15 protein-coding genes and 1 tRNA gene are annotated in these 19162 nt (G+C 56.2%); 11 read left to right on the top strand and 5 right to left on the bottom strand.

Annotation, left to right across the window (positions count from 1 at the left end; genetic code table 11):
- Window positions 1–25 precede the first annotated feature (25 nt).
- The 7 genes from WCA10_RS20085 to WCA10_RS20055 all read left to right on the top strand — a co-directional run bounded on the left by WCA10_RS20085 (window position 26) and on the right by WCA10_RS20055 (window position 8681).
- Complete coding sequence (locus tag WCA10_RS20085) at window positions 26–1336, top strand: Wzz/FepE/Etk N-terminal domain-containing protein (protein ID WP_472824303.1); 1311 nt, start codon at window positions 26–28, stop codon at window positions 1334–1336.
- Window positions 1329–2579: an O-antigen ligase family protein gene (locus WCA10_RS20080; RefSeq protein ID WP_472824302.1), complete on the top strand. Its 1251-nt coding sequence runs from the start codon at window positions 1329–1331 to the stop codon at window positions 2577–2579. The genes WCA10_RS20085 and WCA10_RS20080 overlap by 8 nt, the downstream gene beginning before the upstream one ends.
- Entirely contained in the window at window positions 2576–3793 is a 1218-nt protein-coding gene (locus WCA10_RS20075) for a glycosyltransferase family 4 protein (RefSeq protein ID WP_472824301.1), read from the top strand. Before WCA10_RS20080 ends, WCA10_RS20075 begins: the two co-directional genes overlap by 4 nt.
- 66 nt (window positions 3794–3859) lie before the next feature.
- Entirely contained in the window at window positions 3860–4609 is a 750-nt protein-coding gene (locus WCA10_RS20070; RefSeq protein ID WP_472824300.1) for a response regulator transcription factor, read from the top strand.
- Window positions 4610–4651: 42 nt separating this feature from the next.
- Window positions 4652–6445 (top strand): ATP-binding protein, encoded by a 1794-nt coding sequence (locus WCA10_RS20065; protein WP_472824299.1) that lies wholly within the window; start codon window positions 4652–4654, stop codon window positions 6443–6445.
- On the top strand, window positions 6442–7971 hold the full coding sequence (locus WCA10_RS20060; protein ID WP_472824298.1) for a hypothetical protein: 1530 nt from the start codon (window positions 6442–6444) through the stop codon (window positions 7969–7971). Before WCA10_RS20065 ends, WCA10_RS20060 begins: the two co-directional genes overlap by 4 nt.
- On the top strand, window positions 7971–8681 hold the full coding sequence (locus tag WCA10_RS20055; RefSeq protein ID WP_472824297.1) for a hypothetical protein: 711 nt from the start codon (window positions 7971–7973) through the stop codon (window positions 8679–8681). The genes WCA10_RS20060 and WCA10_RS20055 overlap by 1 nt, the downstream gene beginning before the upstream one ends.
- A 15-nt stretch (window positions 8682–8696) precedes the next feature.
- On the opposite strand, the gene WCA10_RS20050 is transcribed toward WCA10_RS20055, so the two are convergent.
- Both WCA10_RS20050 and WCA10_RS20045 read right to left on the bottom strand, forming a co-directional pair.
- A complete protein-coding gene (locus tag WCA10_RS20050) occupies window positions 8697–9623 on the bottom strand; it encodes a WecB/TagA/CpsF family glycosyltransferase (RefSeq protein WP_472824296.1) in 927 nt (308 codons plus the stop codon).
- Window positions 9620–10942: a lipopolysaccharide biosynthesis protein gene (locus tag WCA10_RS20045; protein ID WP_472824295.1), complete on the bottom strand. Its 1323-nt coding sequence runs from the start codon at window positions 10940–10942 to the stop codon at window positions 9620–9622. The genes WCA10_RS20050 and WCA10_RS20045 overlap by 4 nt, the downstream gene beginning before the upstream one ends.
- Before the next feature lie 163 nt (window positions 10943–11105).
- On the opposite strand from WCA10_RS20045, the gene WCA10_RS20040 reads away from it, so the two are divergent.
- The 3 genes from WCA10_RS20040 (at window position 11106) to WCA10_RS20030 (ending at window position 14842) form a co-directional block, all read left to right on the top strand.
- Window positions 11106–12314 (top strand): cytochrome c3 family protein, encoded by a 1209-nt coding sequence (locus WCA10_RS20040; protein ID WP_472824294.1) that lies wholly within the window; start codon window positions 11106–11108, stop codon window positions 12312–12314.
- Between the two features lie 488 nt (window positions 12315–12802).
- A complete protein-coding gene (locus WCA10_RS20035; RefSeq protein WP_472824293.1) occupies window positions 12803–13543 on the top strand; it encodes a hypothetical protein in 741 nt (246 codons plus the stop codon).
- Window positions 13544–14137: 594 nt separating this feature from the next.
- The gene (locus tag WCA10_RS20030) at window positions 14138–14842 is read left to right on the top strand and encodes an IS1 family transposase (protein ID WP_472824292.1); all 705 of its coding nucleotides are present in this window, start codon (window positions 14138–14140) and stop codon (window positions 14840–14842) included.
- Between the two features lie 369 nt (window positions 14843–15211).
- Here WCA10_RS20030 and WCA10_RS20025 read toward each other — a convergent pair whose 3' ends face one another.
- On the bottom strand, window positions 15212–16030 hold the full coding sequence (locus WCA10_RS20025) for a hypothetical protein (protein ID WP_472824291.1): 819 nt from the start codon (window positions 16028–16030) through the stop codon (window positions 15212–15214).
- 345 nt (window positions 16031–16375) lie between these two features.
- On the opposite strand from WCA10_RS20025, the gene WCA10_RS20020 reads away from it, so the two are divergent.
- The gene (locus tag WCA10_RS20020; RefSeq protein ID WP_472824290.1) at window positions 16376–17485 is read left to right on the top strand and encodes a TIGR03118 family protein; all 1110 of its coding nucleotides are present in this window, start codon (window positions 16376–16378) and stop codon (window positions 17483–17485) included.
- A 563-nt stretch (window positions 17486–18048) separates the two neighbouring features.
- On the opposite strand, the gene WCA10_RS20015 is transcribed toward WCA10_RS20020, so the two are convergent.
- A tRNA-Gln gene (locus tag WCA10_RS20015) sits at window positions 18049–18122 on the bottom strand.
- Window positions 18123–18250: 128 nt separating this feature from the next.
- A partial coding sequence (locus tag WCA10_RS20010; RefSeq protein ID WP_472824289.1) for an ABC transporter permease occupies window positions 18251–19162 on the bottom strand: 912 nt, incomplete at its 5' end.

Genomic DNA, 19162 nt, shown 5'->3' with positions numbered 1-19162 from the left:
TAACTCGGCAATCAGCGGGGAATCGATGCAGATGGAACAACTCGAGACAGAATGCGACACGAAGGCACCCCCTGCAAACTGGGTGCTGAATGCCCGTGTGCTCTGGGATCATCGTCGCGTACTTCTCCGCACGGCTCTCACGTCAGCGGTTGTAAGCGTCGTTGTCGCCTTCGCTATTCCTAAACAATACGAATCCACCGCCCGCATAACGCCTCCAGACACTTCTGGAGCCGGTACCGCATTGCTTGCAGCGATTGCCGGCCGCAGTGAACTGGGAGGCCTTGGCAGTCTTGCCGGGAGTCTTCTCGGCGCCCGAACGACTGGCCCGTTGTTTGTGGATCTGCTAAGAAGCGCGACCGTTAGCAACGACCTCATCGATCGATTTCAGTTGCAGTCCGTCTATGACAAACGCTATCGGATCGATACCGCAAAGCGCCTGGCCCGGAGAACCGCAATCGTGGAAGACAAGAGAAGCGGCGTTATCTCTGTTAGTGTCGAAGACTCGGATCCGCGTCGCGCACGTGATTTGGCACAGGCATATCTCGATGAGCTGAATATGCTGGTCGCCAGAACGAACACCTCCTCTGCACGTCTTGAACGCGCCTTCATTGAGCATCGCCTCGAGGGAACTCGAGCAGACCTCGAGCGGGCCCAACTGCAGATGAGCGAGTTTGAAAGCACGCACACCACGATCGACATCAAGGAGCAGGCGCGGGCGACAGTCGAAGCTGCGGCCAAGCTCCAGGCCCAGATCATATTCGAGCGGTCAGAGTTGGACTCCCTCAAGCAGGTCTATGGCGACGAGAATATTCGCGTCCGGGCTGCTCGCGCACGCTTAGATGAACTCGAGCATCAGCTCCAGGCGATTGAAGGCACATCAGCGCCACTGACTAAAGATGACACCGGGAACTCACAGACCGCGGTCAAGCTTGATCGTGCGAGGACCGACTTTCCGTCGCTTCGTCAGATTCCAAGGCTGGCAGTTCCGTTCGCGGACATATATCGCCGCGTCCGTGTTGAGGAGACTCTGTACGAATTACTCACACAGCAATGCGAACTGGCTCGGATACAAGAGGCGAAAGATGTCCCAGTGGTTCGCGTAATCGATCTCCCGGGTATCCCTGAGAAGAAGTCGTTCCCTCCGCGAACAGCGCTCTGCATCGTGCTAACGGCCTTGAGCTTGCTTGTTGCTGCGGTGACACTGCTCGCGAGGGAGCGGTGGAATCAGCTCGACGAGTTTGACGAACGAAGGGTTCTGGGCACCGAGATTCAGGAGAGCATTCGCGATCAGTTGCTGCATGGACGCACGATGCTCCGGAGGCGATCCCGTGCCTGATGCTTCGATCGGCATGTCGCGTTTGTGGCCACCGATATTGCCAGCGATTGCCGGCTTCTATTTTGCGGCGCGACTCTGCCTCACGTTTCTCTTCTTCCAATCAGACCCGAAACTGGGAGCATACGCCAACTTCGCGTTGCACTTCGTGTTGTTTGCTGTGGTCTTCCTGTATTCCTTTGGCCCCCCTGCAGTCGCTCTTCATCCAATCGCTCAATCGGCTCCATTACGATGGGCAATCGGATTCCTATGCATGGGGGCATGCAGTCTCACGTGGAGCGTTACTGTTTCCAAACCAATCGCGTTTGCGTACTGGTGTGAGCTGGCAGCAGAGGTTTTCATTGTCGTTTGTCTGCTGCAAGCCCGTGAGGTTCGCACAGTCTCGACTGCGGTGCTGCAGGGATACGTCCTCGGCGCCCTCTTCATTGCGGCTGTCGAATGGCTTTCGCCGACGATGTACGATCTTCGACCAGGGAATGATGACTTCTTCAGCCCCAATGCAATCGGATTTACCTGTGCATTCGCAGTGTTTCTGATTCAGATTGCCTGCCGCTCGTCTTTCTTATGGCGAGTGGTGGCGGCAGTTCTGGCGGTAAGCCTGCTTCGCTCCCTGAGCAAGACCACCATCGTCGCTTTCGTCGCGGCACAGGCACTGCTGCTGATCATGGATTATTCGAGATCCTGGATAACCAGGTTCCTTCTCGCGCTGTCCGCGCTGCTTGTAGTATGGACATTCTCGGGTCTTCTCGAGAATTACTACGAGGTCTATACCCACCTCGGAAACCAATCTGAGACGCTTTCAGGACGGCTAGGTATCTGGGCGTTCGTCCTGGAACGATCAGTCCAGGAACCGTGGCTGGGACACGGCTTTCATTCCTTCCGCAACGTCATACCACCGTTCGGCAGCTTCGAGGCCTGGCACGCGCATAACGAACTGCTCCAACAGTTTTACACCTACGGCGTCGTCGGAGTTATCCTCGTTGCGTGCCTTTACATCAGCCTGCTTCGCCAGTTTCGAAGCGTTGCAGATCCAGCTCTGAAGGCACGTCTTCTGGCCTTGTGGGTTTTCATCGTCATTCGCGGTCTTGCTGACACTGAGAACTTTGACCTTTCACTTCCGCTCTGGTCGGTGGCAGTCATCAGCGTGATGTTGGCCCATGCGCCGGCGCGGGCGATCGGAGTCGGTCTCAAAAGAAACGGCTCTCCATTTATATCCGGCTCCTTAACGGAGGAGTGCGCACCGTGAATCTAGTCATTGCGGCCGTATCATCCAATCGCGCCATGTCAGGTGTCTCCCGCCATGCGGCGAACTTGACGAAGTGTCTCCTCAATCGTCCTGAACTGTCGGCACTGCACCTGCTTGTTGCTCCCTGGGAGTACAAGCACATGTGCGAAGCGATTGCACGCAAAGACAAGAGGCTTCACATCCACCCCATCGGCGTGCGCCCGGGAACACTGTATCGAAACCTCTGGTATTACCGCAGTCTTCCCGCCATTGCCGAACAGCTTCGCGCAGACATCGTGCACATTGCTTATCCCTCGCCCATCCGATCGGGCAGCATTCCTTGCCCCGCTGTCCTCACTTTGCACGACCTCTATCCCTTCGACATTCCTGCGAACTTCGGATTCCCAAAGGTGATGTTGAACCGCATGGTTCTTCGCCATTGCTTAACAAACGCGACTGCAATTGCCTGCGTATCTGAAAGCACAAAGTTGCGATTGGGGTTGAAGATGCCTGAGGTCCTGCCAAAAGCGGTTACGATCTGCAACTCCGTCGAGAGCGGGCCCATTCCGTCCGTTCCTTCCTTTGCTGCGACTTGGGGTAACGCTCCATTCCTGCTGTGCGTAGCACAACATCGCCGCAATAAAAACGTGCTGCTTGCGATTCGTGCGTTCAAGCGCGTCATTGCCGCGGGTCAAATCACCTCTGACTCAAGACTGGTAATCGTCGGGGTGCCCGGGCCGGAGTCGGCGAAGATCTACTGCTTCGTACGGGCGACGGGTCTCTCGGAACGGATCGTCTTCGTCAGCGGCATTTCGGATGCAGAGATGACCTGGTGCTATCGCAATTGCGAACTGCTCCTCGCTCCCTCGTCGGTTGAGGGCTTCGGCCTCCCTGTGGTTGAGGCCGAACTGGCGGGTTGCCGCATCGTGTGCTCCGACATCCCTGCATTTCGCGAAGTCGGTAACGAAGGTTGCAGATACGTGGAGCTTACTCAGGATAGCGACCAGCAATTCGCAAAGGCCATCGTCCTCAGCCTCCGCGAGCGCCGACCCCTGCCGAGTCATCTCCCCCACCTGTCTCCCGCGAACATCGCGGACCAGTACGTCCGGCTCTATAACGCGGTGCTCTCGCCTGCCAGCGCGGGAGTCGCGCCCGTAGCCCCAAAGGGAAAGGCCGTGGCTATGCCAGCCCAAACCTCTATTACAGATGAAGTTCCAAACGCTGCCCAGTTTTGACGGCGAATGTCAAACAATTGTCATTTCTTCAGATTGGCTTGTTAAACGTCGAAACGCGAGTGCAAAATGAACCCTATGCCCATCCGCGAGGAACTTCTTCTGGAAGACTTGGATCAAGTAGAGACTCCAAAGCTTGAGCTGGGGACCATTCTGGTCGTCGAAGACGATCCACGCATGCAGAAGGTCCTGAAGCGGCTATTCACAGAACAGAACTATTCCATCGAAGTTGCCGGAGACGGCAAGACCGGATTGGAACTGTTTCGGAGGGTCCGGCCAGTTGCAGTCGTGCTCGACCTCATCCTCCCCCAGATCTCCGGGCGTGAACTCTGCCAGACCATGAAATCAATTTCTCCCGATACGCCCGTCATCGTTTTGAGTGCTATCACCGAAGTCGTCGACAAGGTCCTTCTGCTCGAACTCGGCGCTGACGACTACGTTACCAAGCCATTCAGTCCCCGTGAGCTGATGGCTCGCGTCCAAGCAGCCATCCGCAGGCAAAGACGCCCTACGCAGTCGGCCGTGTATCGCTTTCGGGAATGCGAAATTGACTTTGAGAAGATGACCGCGAAAAGAGCTGGAACTCCTGTAGTGCTCACCTCTCATGAGTTCAAGCTTCTGCGATTTTTTACAGAGAACCCTGAGCGCGTCCTCAGCCGCGAAGTACTGCTCAATGAAGTGTGGGGATATAACTCCTACCCAACAACACGCACGGTCGACAACCAAATCCTTAAACTGCGGCAGAAACTCGAAGCCGACCCCGCGAATCCAAGGCACCTTCTCACCATCTATGGGGCAGGATACAAATTTGTCCCGTGAAGAATAGCAAATGGTTCTCCGATCCAATCAGGAGTAGCGTGCATGGGAGAGAAAAGAGGGATTCGCACCCGCATGCTGCTTGTGGCCGCGGTGGCACTGATCATTGCGGGCGCCACCTTCGGCAGTCTGCTGATTGTTCGTCATCAGCTTGAGATTCAGGTCACGCAAGACCTCAGCAAAGATCTCACACACTCCGTCGCTACCTTCCAGAATCTGGAGGCCCAGAGGCTGAATGCGCTCGAGCGGCAGAACGCTCTCATCGCCGAAGAACCCCGCCTTAAGGCGCTGATGACCACCAGCGACAAGCCCACCATCGAAGATGCGGGCGTCGAGTTTTGGAAGATCAGCGAGAGCGATCTCTTCGCCTTGGCAGACAACCGCGGAACGGTGATGGCAGCCTATGCGAAAGACCTGCCTGACACCTCGTCGGTCACCCGCGATCTGCCGGCACTCTTCCAGACTCCCACGCCGCGCTATCTCGTTAGTTCCGGCCGTCTTTATGCCTGTTCGGTCCGCCCGCTCTATTTCGGAAGAGACAAGGACGGTGTTCTGCTCGGTTACGTAATCAGTGGATTTGTGATAGGCCCCGATCTTCTGCGCCAGATCAGCCAAGCCACTGCAGTTGAGGCCGTGTTCCTAAGCCAGAGCCGCTCGCTCGCCAGTACCCTCGATGAGTCAACTTTGCGCGCAATGACAACTCTTCCCGCCATTGCGCAACGCGAACCAGATGCGCCGGTATCGCTCACGCTGGGCAACCAGCGTTTCATTGCCGCTACCCGTGATCTAAGTGCCTTCGCGCAGGTTCCACTTCAGCTTGTCGTGCTCAAATCGTTCGATCAGGCCGAAAAGTCCATTCACCAGATCGATCGCCTGGTTCTTTTCGCCGGCTTCCTGGCATTGGTTGTCGGAACCCTTCTGATGGTCTGGCTCTCCACGATCGTGACTCGACCGCTCGAAGATCTGGCCACCGGCGTTCGCGCCTTCGGTGTTGGAGACAGCGCGCACCTGCTTCCCAGCGATGGTACGCGCGAAGTCCGCGAACTGAGCCTCGCGTTTGCACGAATGCGCGACGAGATTCTGCGCACTAATCAAGCTCTCCTTGAGTCCGAGCGCCTTGCCACCATCGGTCGGATGGCCAGTTCCGTCTCCCACGACCTTCGCCATTACCTTGCCAGCGTCTACGCCAATTCGGAGTTTCTGGCCTCTTCGCCGCTTTCGGAACATGAAAGGACCGAGATCCTTTCCGATATTCGAACAGCGGTGCACGGAACTACCGAACTCATCGAGTCAATGCTGATCTTCAGCCGCACGGGCGCCGCTGTTCGACGATCGCATGAGCTCGTCGCTACGTTACTCGAGCGCGCATTGACACTGCTTCGCGCACATCCCGACGCCGCAGGTATTCAGCTGAATGCCAGGTACTGCGAACCGACGGAGACGGACGCACTCGCCGACGGCAAGCAGGTCGAGCGAGCGATCTACAACCTCCTCCTCAATGCGTGCCAATCGGCGCGTACCGGCCAGAATGAAGGCCAAGTTCAGGCGCGAGTGGATGTTCAGGATGGAATGATCATCATCGAAGTGCAGGACAACGGCCCAGGTGTCCCCGAGAATATCCGCACCAGCCTGTTCCAACCTTTTGTAAGCGAGGGAAAGCAGAAAGGCTCCGGCCTTGGGCTCACACTCGCACATTGCATTGCCGCTGAACACGGTGGAGAGGTCGTTCTCGTGGCGACGGGTCCCGGCGAGACGATCTTCCGAATGACAATCGCCCGAGGAACCATTCAGCATGCGGCGTCTGAAGGCGCCGCTCAGAAAAGGTGGGCAGCGGGATGAGCCAGCACAACGCATCCGCAATTCACGATCGCCTCGATATAAGAGCCTCGCATCTCTTTGTTTTGGGTTTGATCCTTTCCGCAACAACGCTGATCGCCGGTGCACAATCCGGAAATGATGAGAGCCTTGCGTCGAAAGTGCAGCGGCTCACGGAAGCGATGAGTCAGACCCAAAAGCAGCTTGAGCAGTCGCAGCACGAATTGGAGCAACTTCGAGCGCAATTGGCAGTCGTGCAACAGCAGCTCGCGGAATTTCACAAGGACGAGGCACAGCCCGCAGCCGCTGCGCAACTCGCCGCTGCCGTCGCGCAGATCCGTGAGCAACAGTCGATTGCAGAAACGCAGATCGCCACACACGAGCAGTCGAAGGTCGAAAGCGAATCAAAGTATCCGGTTAAGCTTAGCGGCCAGGTTCTCCTCACCGGTTTCGTAAATACCTCGCAGGTAGACGATCCCGTCACGCCCTCCATGGTTATCTCTGGATCGGGTAGCACCGGTGCCTCAATGCGCCAGACCGTGCTGGGCTTCGATGCGCGGGGACCGCATCTCTTCAATGCTCGAACCCACGCTGACGTCCGTATCGATTTCGATGGCGCTGCGCTCTCCAGCGGCGGCGGAGCGAATGCATACGCAGGGGGTCTCGTTCGACTGCGCACAGCCCATGCGGATCTCAGCTGGGACCACTCGCAAGTATTCTTTTCACTCGATCACCCGATCGTTGCGCCAAACACGCCCACCTCACTCACCGCGGTCGCCCTTCCCGCCCTGGGATGGTCTGGCAACCTGTGGACGTGGAATCCTCAGATCGGCGTTAGCAGTGATCTTCCTTTCGCCGCCTCTCAACGTCTCCGCATCCAGGCTGCCCTCATCGATGTAATGAACCCGCCGCAGATCTATGCCAACTCAAGTTTGTCCTCCGGCGTTGTCAGCCCCACTACAGCTGAAAACAGCCGCTGGCCAGGAGCGGAAGGCAGAATCGCATTCGTGGGTGGCGCAGAAGACACTGGAATCCAGCTCGGGTTCGGCGGTCTTTTCGCTCCTCATCGCACACCTGGGGGCAACCGATTCAATTCCTGGGCCGGCACGTTCGACTACCGCATTCCTCTCCCCGGCCGCGCAGAACTCAGCGGAAGCGGATATGCTGGCGAGGCTCTCGGCGGTCTCGGTGGCGGTGCATTCAAAGATTACGTCTACAGTTACGACCCAGTCGCCGGATTCTCATTCCAAAACCTGCACGACTATGGCGGATGGGCCCAGATCAAACAACGCACGAACGAACACCTGGAGTTCAACGCAGCAATCGGAACTGACCAGGTTCCAGCCTCGGAACTCAGGCCCTATGCAGGAAATAATGTTGCGTATTACCTGAACCTCGCACGCAACCTTACCTATACAGGCAACGTGATCTACAAACCGAGTGCATATCTCATGTTCTCCATGGAATATCGCCACCTTCAAAGCTCTCCTGTCACCGAATACAGCGCGACCGGCGACATTATCGGAATTGCAACGGGGTATCGGTTCTAATGGCGCGACTGCGACACTGGCTCTGCGCCACTCTGCTTCTTGCCACGGCCGCCATCGCGGCGAACGCGCAAACTCCAGCACCCATCGACGTGCACTTGCGGCTTGCAATTCCGAAAGGATCAGCCCGGCACGCGCTCCCCGCTGCCGTCGTCTGGTTCAAACCGCTTGAGGGCACGCCGCCAGATCCTTTCCCGCCTACCAAGGCGTACACGCTGCTTCAGAAGAACCGCATGTTCAAGCCTCATCTACTCGTGATCCCGGTGGGCAGTTCGGTGCAGTTCCCGAACGCCGATCCTTTCTTTCACAACGTCTTCTCGCTCTTCGATGGAAAGCGATTTGACCTAGGCCTCTATGAAGCTGGTTCCACAAAGTCAGTCACATTTTCGCGCGAGGGTGTCTCGTACATCTTCTGCAACATTCATCCCGAGATGAGCGCCGTTATCCTCACGCTCTCGACCAGTCTCTACAGCGTCGCCGATCGGCACGGTGAATTTCAGATTCCCAATGTTCCGGCCGGCGATTACGAAATGCACATCTGGATCGAAGGCGCTTCGCAACCCGACCTGAATCGTATGACGCGGCGAGTTCACCTCACACGGGAATCCGGTGATCTTGGTCTAGTCGAAGCCCCATCCATCCTGATTAAATCCGAGCCCCACTCCAACATGTACGGCCAGCCCTACGATCGCGACGGAAAGTCTCCCTACTGACAGACGGTGCGGTCACTACAGGTCCGACGTGGACTCACAAAGCCATGGCCGCTTTTCCTGGTCGATGGAATCCGCCATAGTGGTGTTTCTGAAGCCCGCTATCTGCAAAGCGATTCGCCAAACGAAGGCCGGATTATTCCGGAGATAGCGCCACAAAAGATGTCGTGGATTCTGAATGAGCCGATGCAGCCATTGCAAGCCGGCGCGTTTGATCCAGTCCGCGCAATCCCTGATCCGCCCCGTGTGAAAGTCGAATGCGGCCCCCACGCCAAACATCAGCGTGGTATCCAGCACCGGAAGATATCGATTCATGAACATCTCCTGCCGGGGACTGCTGATGCCAACCCAGATGATCGAAGGCTTCAGCCTGCGAACCCTGGCAATCAGTCCCTGCTCTTCATCAGCCGTCAGTTCGCGAAAAGCCGGAGTATAGGTGCCGACTACGCGAGTCCAAGGGAAACGCCGCATCAAATTAGCCGATAGCGCTTGTGCCACACCGACTTTTCCTCCGTAGAGGAAATGCGTGAACCCTGCGAGTTCTCTGTTCCCAAACACCTCAAGCATCAGATCCGGACCGGCCACCCTCTGCATCCTCTCCAGTCCCTGCGATCGCCCAACCCAGACTGTTGGCATTCCATCGGGGAGCGACAGAAACGCATTTGCAAAAGCTCTTCTCACCTCCGGATCCCGCTGTGCCTCCATGATCCCGTGTACGCCCGCCATGCACACATACCCTTTGCGCCGCTCAGCAAGTGCGGTGGCGATGAGTGCCATTGCCATCGACATGTCTAGCGCCTCTACGCGAACACCGAGTACGTCAGCACGCAGTCTTTCTTCGGTGCCCCTCGAATGTGTCTCACGCGCCTGCTTCAGGCCCACATCCAACTCGGATTCGATTTGATTTGAAGTAGCTCTTGCCAGGTTGTTGGCTCGTGGAGTCATGCCTCCTCCACAGCTGGCCCGTTCGCTGCAAGGCCATCGACCCGGATCGAACCGATCCGCAACTCCCGCAACAACGGAACGTAAACCAGCAACGCCACGAGCGCAAACGCGAAGCGGCCGGCGATAATCGCCTTTACCCCGAAACCATGCACAAAATACGCAACCACGCCGGCGCCTGCGAGAGCTCCGCCAACATTGGTCAATGCGACGAACTGTACCCGCCCCAGCGCAAACATGGCGTACACCCCGGTCACGCTGAGCGCAGCCAGTGCCGAACCCGCAAGCACACTCGGCAGCAGCAAGGCGCACGCTGACGCAACCGCATCATTGGCCAACAGGTGCAGAATCCAATTGGAACCGGTCAGTAGCGTTCCAGTTCCGATCAGCACAAGAACTGCATTCGCCGCAAAAGCGCGCTTCACAATCCTCCTCAGCTCCGTTGGAGTTGACGTCCGTTGCCGGATTGCCAGATAGGGAAACAGAAAGTGCAGACCCGAAGCCGTTAGGCCATACACCGGCTGCGAAATCTGTGCGCAAAGAGCATAAGCCACAACCGCCGAAGCTCCCATCGACGCTCCGCCGATCAGCCGGTCCCCTTGGCTGAACACCACTCCCGCTGCCGCACTCAACCACGTGAAAACGCCGAATTGAAGCAGATCGCGGCTTATTTCCAGATCGAAAGATGGCAGAAGATTCGCCTTTAACAGCTGTCGCAACCGAATGTACTGCGCGACCAAGGCTACCGCTGCCAGCGCCGCCGTCAGCGCCATGATATTTACGACACTTCGTGTGAACATTGCCAGAATTGCCGCACCTGCAAGCCCTAGAAATCTGGCGGCAATGCTGATTCTTACTGCCGCTCCGTATCGTTCAAATGCTCTCTGCGTGCTGATACAAACAGTCTCAACCGCCCTGATCACAACGAAAACGGCCGCAATCCGGATGCACGAGAAGCACGTCTGGATCAACTGCCTGTCATTGCCCGCGATGCGATCGGCCAGCATCGGCGCCATCGCCCAGATCACCAGGCCCATGCAGATGCCGAGCACGACATGGATGCCCATCGCCGCCCGCACCACCCGGAGCAACTGCGGCCTGCAACCATCTCCCCTTTGGGTCGCGACCTTCTGGATATTCGCATCCCCGAAACCCGACGCCACAATCGAACCGAAACTCACCACGGAACTAGCAACGGTCCACACGCCGTATTGTGAGACCCCAAGGTTGCGCAGAATCACCGGAGCTACCGCGAGCATGCCTATCGGATAAGCCCCATAATCCAGCAGCCCGTAGATTGTGTTGGAGAGCTGCCGCCTCATTTGTTTCCCGTCCAAAACGTCACTTCTCGAAACTATGCGTGGCAGCGGAGACAAGTGTCAGCTATGGGTCAGGCGATTGTCATTTGATTGTCAGATAGGCAGATGCGAAAGAAAGTTTGGTACAAACTGCAAAGGTTCTTTAAGCTGTCGCAAAGGATCTCGGATGCCGCGCCTCCCCTTTGCCATTTGCCTCTCTGCGTTGCTCGTGCTCTCGATTCGCGCCGCCATCGCCCAGCAAAACAACCCGCGTTTTACGGGATCGGAAAGCTGTCGCAAATGCCACCTGAAGGAATACGACGGCTGGAAGCAGACACGAATGGCGAACGTCGTCCGTGATCCGAAGCTGCATCCCGAAGCGGTTCTTGGCGATTTTCAGCACGCCGATCCAAACCGCCCTTTCGAACTCAGCCAGGTCGCACTCGTCTATGGCAGCCGGTGGAAGCAGCGCTATTTCGCCAGACAGGGAGACGGTTATTACCCCCTGCCTGCACAATGGGACATCAAGAATCAGAAGTGGCTCCCATACCACGTGCCCGATGGCGCTGACTGGTGGGTCGAGTTTTATCCCAAGCCAAATGAAGATCGTCCCACCGGACCCACCTGCGATGGTTGTCACTCGGTGAACTACAACCTGCAAACCATGCAGGTGACCGAGTGGAATGTGGGATGCGAAAAGTGCCACGGTCCGGGCAGCAAACACGTCGCTCATCCCACCGCCTCCAACATCGTCAATCCCGAAAAGCTCGATCCCGTTCGCGCAACTGACGTTTGCATTCAATGCCACAGCCAGGGTCGCCCCTCGCAACTTCCTGTGGATGGCAAATATGTAGACTGGCCCGTTGGCTATGTTCCAGGACAAAGGCTTGCCGACGTCTGGAATCTGGAAATACCACGCCTCGGCACGCAGGACTTCTATTTCTGGCAGGATGCATCAGCGCACAAAAATCGCATGCAGGGGAATGATTTTGTCCAAAGCACCATGTACCACCGCGGCATGCGATGCTTCGATTGCCACCAGGTTCACAGCAATGCCAATCGATCCAATCTCATCGTCACCGGCAATGCGCTTTGTCTCGGTTGTCACACTCGCTCTAATCCTGCAGGACTGAAGGGAACGGTCAATGAGCATACCCATCACGCTGCCAAAAGCGCGGGCAGCGAATGCACTGCTTGCCATATGCCGAAAATTGCGCAGACGCTCGGGAACAACGATGTAAGCAGCCACACTTTCCGATTCATCTCTCCGCGCCTGACCCAGCAGTTCGGAATCCCCAATCCCTGCACCTCCTGTCACACAGGCAAGTCAAACGAGTGGGCAATTGCACAATTGAAGAACTGGTCCACTACCTCTCCCTGGCGTATAGGACAGTAACACACTGATATAAATGCGCATGCAGTGGTGGTAGTGTCTTAAAAGTGCGTTGACGCGAAAACAGCAACCGCTTGCTTTCGTAGTATCGTGGACATTATGAAACCACGGGAGCTGACGACACTGAAGCGATTGCTAGGCCAGTTGGACGCGAACCTCTCCACGCTTGGCAATGAGCGAACGGCGAGATGCCGCGAACTCTTGAATGCCGCCCGAGCGCTCACGGATGATTTGCTGAATCAATCTAAGCTTCCCGCCGCTGCGCTGCTAGGCGCAAAAGGTGGGTCGGTGACAGCGAAACGTGGTCCTGAATACTTCCGCCAGCTTGCCGCAAAGCGCAAAACTCGCGCTGGCGGGCGTCCGCGCAAAGAACCCTAGTAAAATCTAGCCAGTCACAAAACGAAAAGCCCGGCGCGAGGCCGGGGCATTTCGATGAAGCGGCTGGATACCCTCCATCGTAATGCTCCTTCGCGCCTGAAGCAAGGGAGCGAATGGGAAACACTGATCGTCCTGTCCTCACCCTAGAGCAAGAACTCGTCATTGAGACCGCCCAGAATAAGGTTGACGAAATGTTTTGGCTGAGCCTCTGGGTATTTCAGGCGTCCATGCATTACGGCGAGGATGAGTACAATCCGCGACGGAATAAGCTGAATCCCCCCGCCCCGAAAGAGCCGGTTAAGTTTCGATGGGTGGTAAGCGAATACGCTAGGAATCTCTTCATCGTTGAATCTCAGGTCTATCCCGGCGCTCCGCAACTTCGAAAATGGCTGGAGGATCTGAGCGAGAGGGTCGTCGAACGAGTATCGCAAACGTTAAACAAGATCGAGGAGCAGGGAGCACTACAGAGCCGCAGTTTCACCCATCACGGTGTTACGCCAGACGAGATCCTTTCCACGATGCGCGATGCTCTCGCAGGCACAATTAAGCAGCGCTTGGCTCCCCCTCTGCCATTCTCGCCGCCTCCGCCGCCGCCTGAAGTGCAGGAACAAATGCGTGCTTCTCCTACTCGCCATCAACTCAACGAAAAGGAGAACCGTGCTACGCGGCGGAAAGCGGTGGTTGAGCCCCTACTAGCCAAAAATGGCTGGTCGATATTTGAGTGGGCGACAAACTCGGATGTCGCATTTCATACAGCCGATGATTATTTAAAGGGAAAAAGAACGCCATACCCATCGACCATCAAAAAGCTAGCCGAAAGTCTAGGCCTTTCAGTTCAACAACTTCCGCAGTAACATTGCCAAACTTTGCCATACTTTGCAAATGCCTTCCACGAAATATGCCAAACCTTTCAGTTGAGATTGCGCTGACTTCTCCAATCAGACTGCGCGATAGTCGCGGACATGGAGAACGAAGCAATCCACAACCGTGGACCACCCCGCGCATAAAGACACGAAAGGGGAGCATTTGAGTGCTCCCCTTGTCCTGCGGACGTGGTGAAACGGTAAACACAGCGGTCTCTAAAACCGCTTCTCCTGCCGGGGATTGTGGGTTCGAGTCCCACCGTCCGCACTCCAAACACTAGCACATTTTCTGCGTTGACAAACAGCGAGCGCTTGCTGTATTATTTATCCATGATGAACGTAGCCCAATCCGAGATGCGGTGCTCAGAGTGCAAGGTTGATTGCCAGCGATTCGGGAAACATCGCAATGGTCTGCGCCGGTTCCGCTGCCCGCAATGCCGCAAAACGTATACGGAATCGCACGAGCGGACGCTGGGTACGATGTACATCTCTCAAGATCGCGCTGTGCTTGCGCTGCAATTGCTCCTAGAAGGAAACAGCATCAGGAGCACGGAAAGAATCACCGGATTAGATCGCAATACAATCATGAGCCTCCTGGTCAAGGCCGGAGATCGTTGCAACTCGCTGATGGTTTCCAGGATTCAGAACCTCACAGTCAAGGACGTGGAGGTAGACGAGATTTGGGGATTTGTCCAAAAGAAGGAAGGTCATAAGTCAGACGACGATGGCCCCGAAGTTGGCGATGCGTACTGCTTCATCGGAATGGAGCGGAACACGAAACTGGTACTCGCCTATCACCTCGGCAAGCGCAACGCAAAGGCCACAGACGCATTTATCGGCAAGCTGGCCTATGCCACTTCGCGCGAGCGCTACCAGCTAACCAGCGATGGATTCGGCCCCTATGTGAGCGCCGTCAAGATGCTGCTAAGAGATCGGGTTGACTTTGCCCAATTAATCAAAGTCTATGGAACGCCCCGAGATGGCGAACAGCGTTACAGCCCGGCTGAAGTCGTGGATTCAGTCCCAGTCGAGATCATGGGAAGGCCGGTCAGAAGCCGGATTTGCACGTCGCACATCGAGCGGCAGAATTTAAGCGTTCGTATGGGAATGCGCCGGATGACCCGACTCACCAACTGCTTTTCTAAGCGCTGGAGTCATCTAGAAGCCGCATATTCTCTGTGGTTCGCTTACTATAACTTTTGCCGCGTTCACAAAACGCTACGCGTCACACCCGCAATGGAATCGGGGATTGCTTCCCATGTGTGGACAATTGGAGAACTACTCACTTGAGCCAATAGCCAACGACGACGCCAATCATGCCAAAAGCCTATTTGGTGTAATCAGGGGGCACTTGCGAACTGGTGAGCATATAGAAACAGAGCAACAGAATAATCGTAGACAGAAACATCCGGTAAAGTAGCGGCAAGTCTCTGCGGTCAATATTCATTTTTTGCTCATCTAACCATCCTGCGGATTACGTCCGCAGCCTGGCGAATATGAACGCCAAAAGCAGGCTCTCCTCGATCCCGCTGGAGCGAACCATTCTGACCTTGCGAGATAGCCTCGTTCATTTGTTCCACCGTGGGGTGTTCGACAGAAAGATTACCCACCATATTTGGCCTTGTGAGCGTTGCTGTCCCGAGATTCTGAAGCGAATTGTTAGTGAGAATGTGAGGCTGCATAATGATCTCCCTCGATGTGAGACTTCGGGCGTGTGATCCATTCAAATCCGCCGGGTGTGATTGTGGCCAATTTAATCGGCCCCCCACAGAGCGGCGCGCCGAGCGCATACGTGCACCATCCGATGGTCGTTTGAATGATGAATCGGCAGCAACCAATCGCACCTTGAAGGGGCATTCCGTCGAAAGCTATTCGCGTCGTTCCCGACTGAACTATATTTGTCAGTCGCTGAATCTCCTCTGCGGTGGCACCAACCTGAAGAAGAGATGTCTCGTACGTTGGGTCGATCCCAAACATCAAACGCGAAAAAGGTACGTGGACTCCTCGCCAAGAGGCACCTATTTCATCTACTGGTCGTACCCTCTTAGGTTCCGGGTCCTTGGGTAAGATGAATTCCCACTCTGAAGCCAAGTGTTCGTTGGTAGAATACCCAGCGACCATAAATCCCATCATTGGCTGTTGTTCCGGTGCCATTTCTCCAAATGCGCCAGTGTGTTGTTGCCGCATGAATGCGTGAAAGTTGCGACTTATTTGGTCAACGTCGGTTGGCGCAGTTGCTTCGGCTGGCTGGGATCGGCTGAATTCCCGAACGAAACTCTCAACAGATCGCTTGCCGATATTGCCAGCACCGTAGGTCAAAACCCCAACAGGCAGATCACCTAGTTGGAAAATCTTCTGCGCATTTTCATACGACTTGACCCATTGTTGCTGTCCGTCGACGTTCATGTAGAGCTGGGTCATACTCTCCGCGCCAAGCACTACGCCGTCATAGACTTTTACGCTCGCGACAACGGACATCGGTTGACTTCCTCGCCTAAGGGGTTGGATGCGTAGTATCCATCGACTCCGCAACCCTAGTCAATAGACTAGTGGGGGTCTGCGGCACTGCGTACCATCCGCAAATACTCAATTTGGCGAAAAGGTAGCGAAACGTACGTTGCCTGATGCTCACTCAACGCATAATTCAGACACTACCTGCAGTGGTGATTCAGCGCGTCGGCCCGCGCTCCGGCAATAAAATGCAATGACCACCTGATGACAATTCCCTGACAAGTAGCTCAACTCGCCCGCTCTATGGTGATGGAGCGCTGGATCCCTCCCTCAGCCTCGGGTCCATCAGACAATCCGTTCAAAAGGAGTTCCATGATGACCACACGCGCACAAGCCCTCTTCCAGGGCGTGAGGATCACTTGCCTCGCCCTGCTCTCCGCTTCCCCACTCCTCGCGCAACCAGCGCAGCACTATAAACAGACGAATCTCATATCCGACCTCCCCGGCATGGCGGCTGCAACGGATGCAAACCTCGTGAACCCGTGGGGTCTCTCGCGTAGTTCTACATCGCCGTGGTGGGTTTCTGACAACGGAACAGGCGTTTCCACCTTGTACTCCGGCACCGGCTCGGCGATACCTCTGGTCGTCACCATTCCCGCAGCCGACAGTGGCACCGGCACCCCCACGGGTCAGATGTTCAATGGCAGTCAGGATTTCCAGATTGCTCCCGGCAAGCCAGCCCTCTTCCTATTCGTCACAGAGGACGGCACGGTTTCGGGTTGGAATCCGGGCGTGCAGGCCACGTCTGCCGTGGTCAAGGTCAACACCCACAGCGCTTCAGTCTTCAAAGGAATGGCCGTCGCAACCATCGATGATCCGCGCATGGGATCGACGAACTATCTCTACGTGGCCGACTTTCGCAAGGCGCGCATCAATGTCTATGACACGAACTTCCATGCCATCTCACTGCATGGGAATGCCTTCAGAGACGAGCGCGTTCCCCACGGATTCGCACCCTTCAACGTCCAGAACATTGGCGGCAACCTCTACGTAGCCTTCGCCAAGCAGGACGGTGCCAAACACGATGAGGTCGACGGCGCCGGCCTTGGCTATGTCGATGTCTTCTCTCCCACCGGTCGTCTGCTGCATCGCCTTGAATCGGGCAAATGGTTCAACGCCCCCTGGGGCCTTGCACAGGCTCCCACCGATTTCGGCATCTACAGTCACGACATTCTGGTGGGCCAGTTCGGCAGCGGCCACATTCTCGTATTCGATCCCGTTACCGGGTCGTTCAAAGGTTGGCTGCAGGATGCCAATAATGCGCCGATTGCGATCAATGGGCTCTGGGGTATTGGGTTCGCTAGCGGAGGCACTTCTGGTCCCGCAACAACGCTCTTCTTCGCTGCGGGCCTCAATGATGAGCAGGATGGCCTCTTCGGCACAATCACTCCAATAGAAAACGAGTTTGGGGGCGATCAATAGCCAATCTCTATGGCCGGTTTTGCAGGGCCACCTTTCCTAAGGCTCCGCTGCGATCGGTAATGATGAGAACGTGCAATTACCGTCCGGACTGAAACAGGCAAGGGGCGGCTCACGCAAGAGTGAAACTAGAAGATCATCTATCCTTCGCCAGATGGACCTTTCGGATCCGCTTCGGTGCAGATCCTTTTCTTTCGTCGATGCTGTTGCTTGTACTTCTGGCTCAGCCCCGGATAGATGGCTGGATCGCACGCGCGTCAAGGCTCGGAAACCGACGTGGTGCGCTTGGCCTTGATGCGTGTGCGACGATTCCCGGCGTGGGCTGGGCCCCCTCGCTTTTGTGGTAAGTCGCATACTGGAAGCCTCCAGCTGGCAGATTTTGTTCGGTACCCACACTTCCAGGCAACGATACCCGCAATTATACCCGCAGATAAAACTGGCTTGAAGCGCACGTCAACGGACCACTATGCACCGAGATTATTTACATAAATCGCTTATTATCAGATATTTTAAGCCATCTCGGAGAGTTCGGGGAAGTGCGAGGAGGGTCGGTGAGGTGTGGGTATTGGCTGCCCGTCAGGGATTCGAACCCCGATATGCTGCTCCAGAGGCAGCTGTCCTACCGTTGAACGAACGGGCAATAACTGAATTTGGCTTTCCCGCGGCCGCCCTGTCTGGGCCGTAACAGAGAGTCTGGTGGTGGAAGGCCGACCTTTTCATCATACGAGCAAACTTTTATAGGGTCAAACATCGCGCGGTTTGGGAGAACTATTCTTCGCGCAGGACCTCGAGCGGGCGCAGTCCGAGAATGCGGAAGCTCGCGATCCAGCCCGTCCCCGTGGCTAGGATCGCCGTTCCCACGAGCGCGATGGCCGTGGCATACCAATCGATATGAAAGCTCACTTCAAGCCTGCGCAGCAATACGCGCGTAAGCAGGTTTGCAAACACTACTCCGACTGAGCCTGCGAGCAGCCCAAGCACACTGAATTCGACGCTGAACGTACGGACAATGCGCATGCGGGTTGCGCCAAGCGTCTTCAGCACGACGGCTTCGCGCATCCGGCGGAAGCGCGCGCTGGCAATGCTGGACGCCAGGATCATAAGACCCGCAAGAATCGAAAAGCCGGCAAGAAATCGCACGACAAAGGTGATCTGGTCGACGACACTCTCAATGCGGTCCAGAACATCGGCAATGTTGATGACCGTTACCGTTGGATAGGCGGCAAAGAGCGCTCGCTCCATCATGGCAACCTGCTTGGGATCAATGTGTGCGCCACCGTACCATGTTGCCTGCTCGTCTTTGAGTTGGCCGGAAGGGAGCATGAACGCGACGCGGGCACCGATGTGTTGCCCGTCAGCCTTGTAAAGCGCTGCCACTTTCAGTGCGTGCACGCGTCCACCGATGGCGATCTCCACTGCGGAGCCCAGGCCGAGATGCAACCGCTGCGCCGTACCATCGCCGATTGCAATTTCAGCAGCATTGGCATCGGTCCACCATTTACCCTGGGTCACTTTGTCACCCGCAGGTGGTGTGTCCGCCCAGCTCAATTCCGCGTTCTCGAGCAATCTTCGGGGAAAATGCTGGTCTTTCAACTGGTCGAGCGTTTTGCCATTGAGTGAGACGAAGCGTCCCTGCACCGCTGCCAGCAAATCGAGTGGCTGCGTGACGCCGGGTTGGTG

The organism is Occallatibacter sp. (assembly GCF_049582745.1).
Lineage (GTDB): Bacteria > Acidobacteriota > Terriglobia > Terriglobales > Acidobacteriaceae > Telmatobacter.
This window is presented reverse-complemented; position numbering and strand designations above follow the sequence as displayed.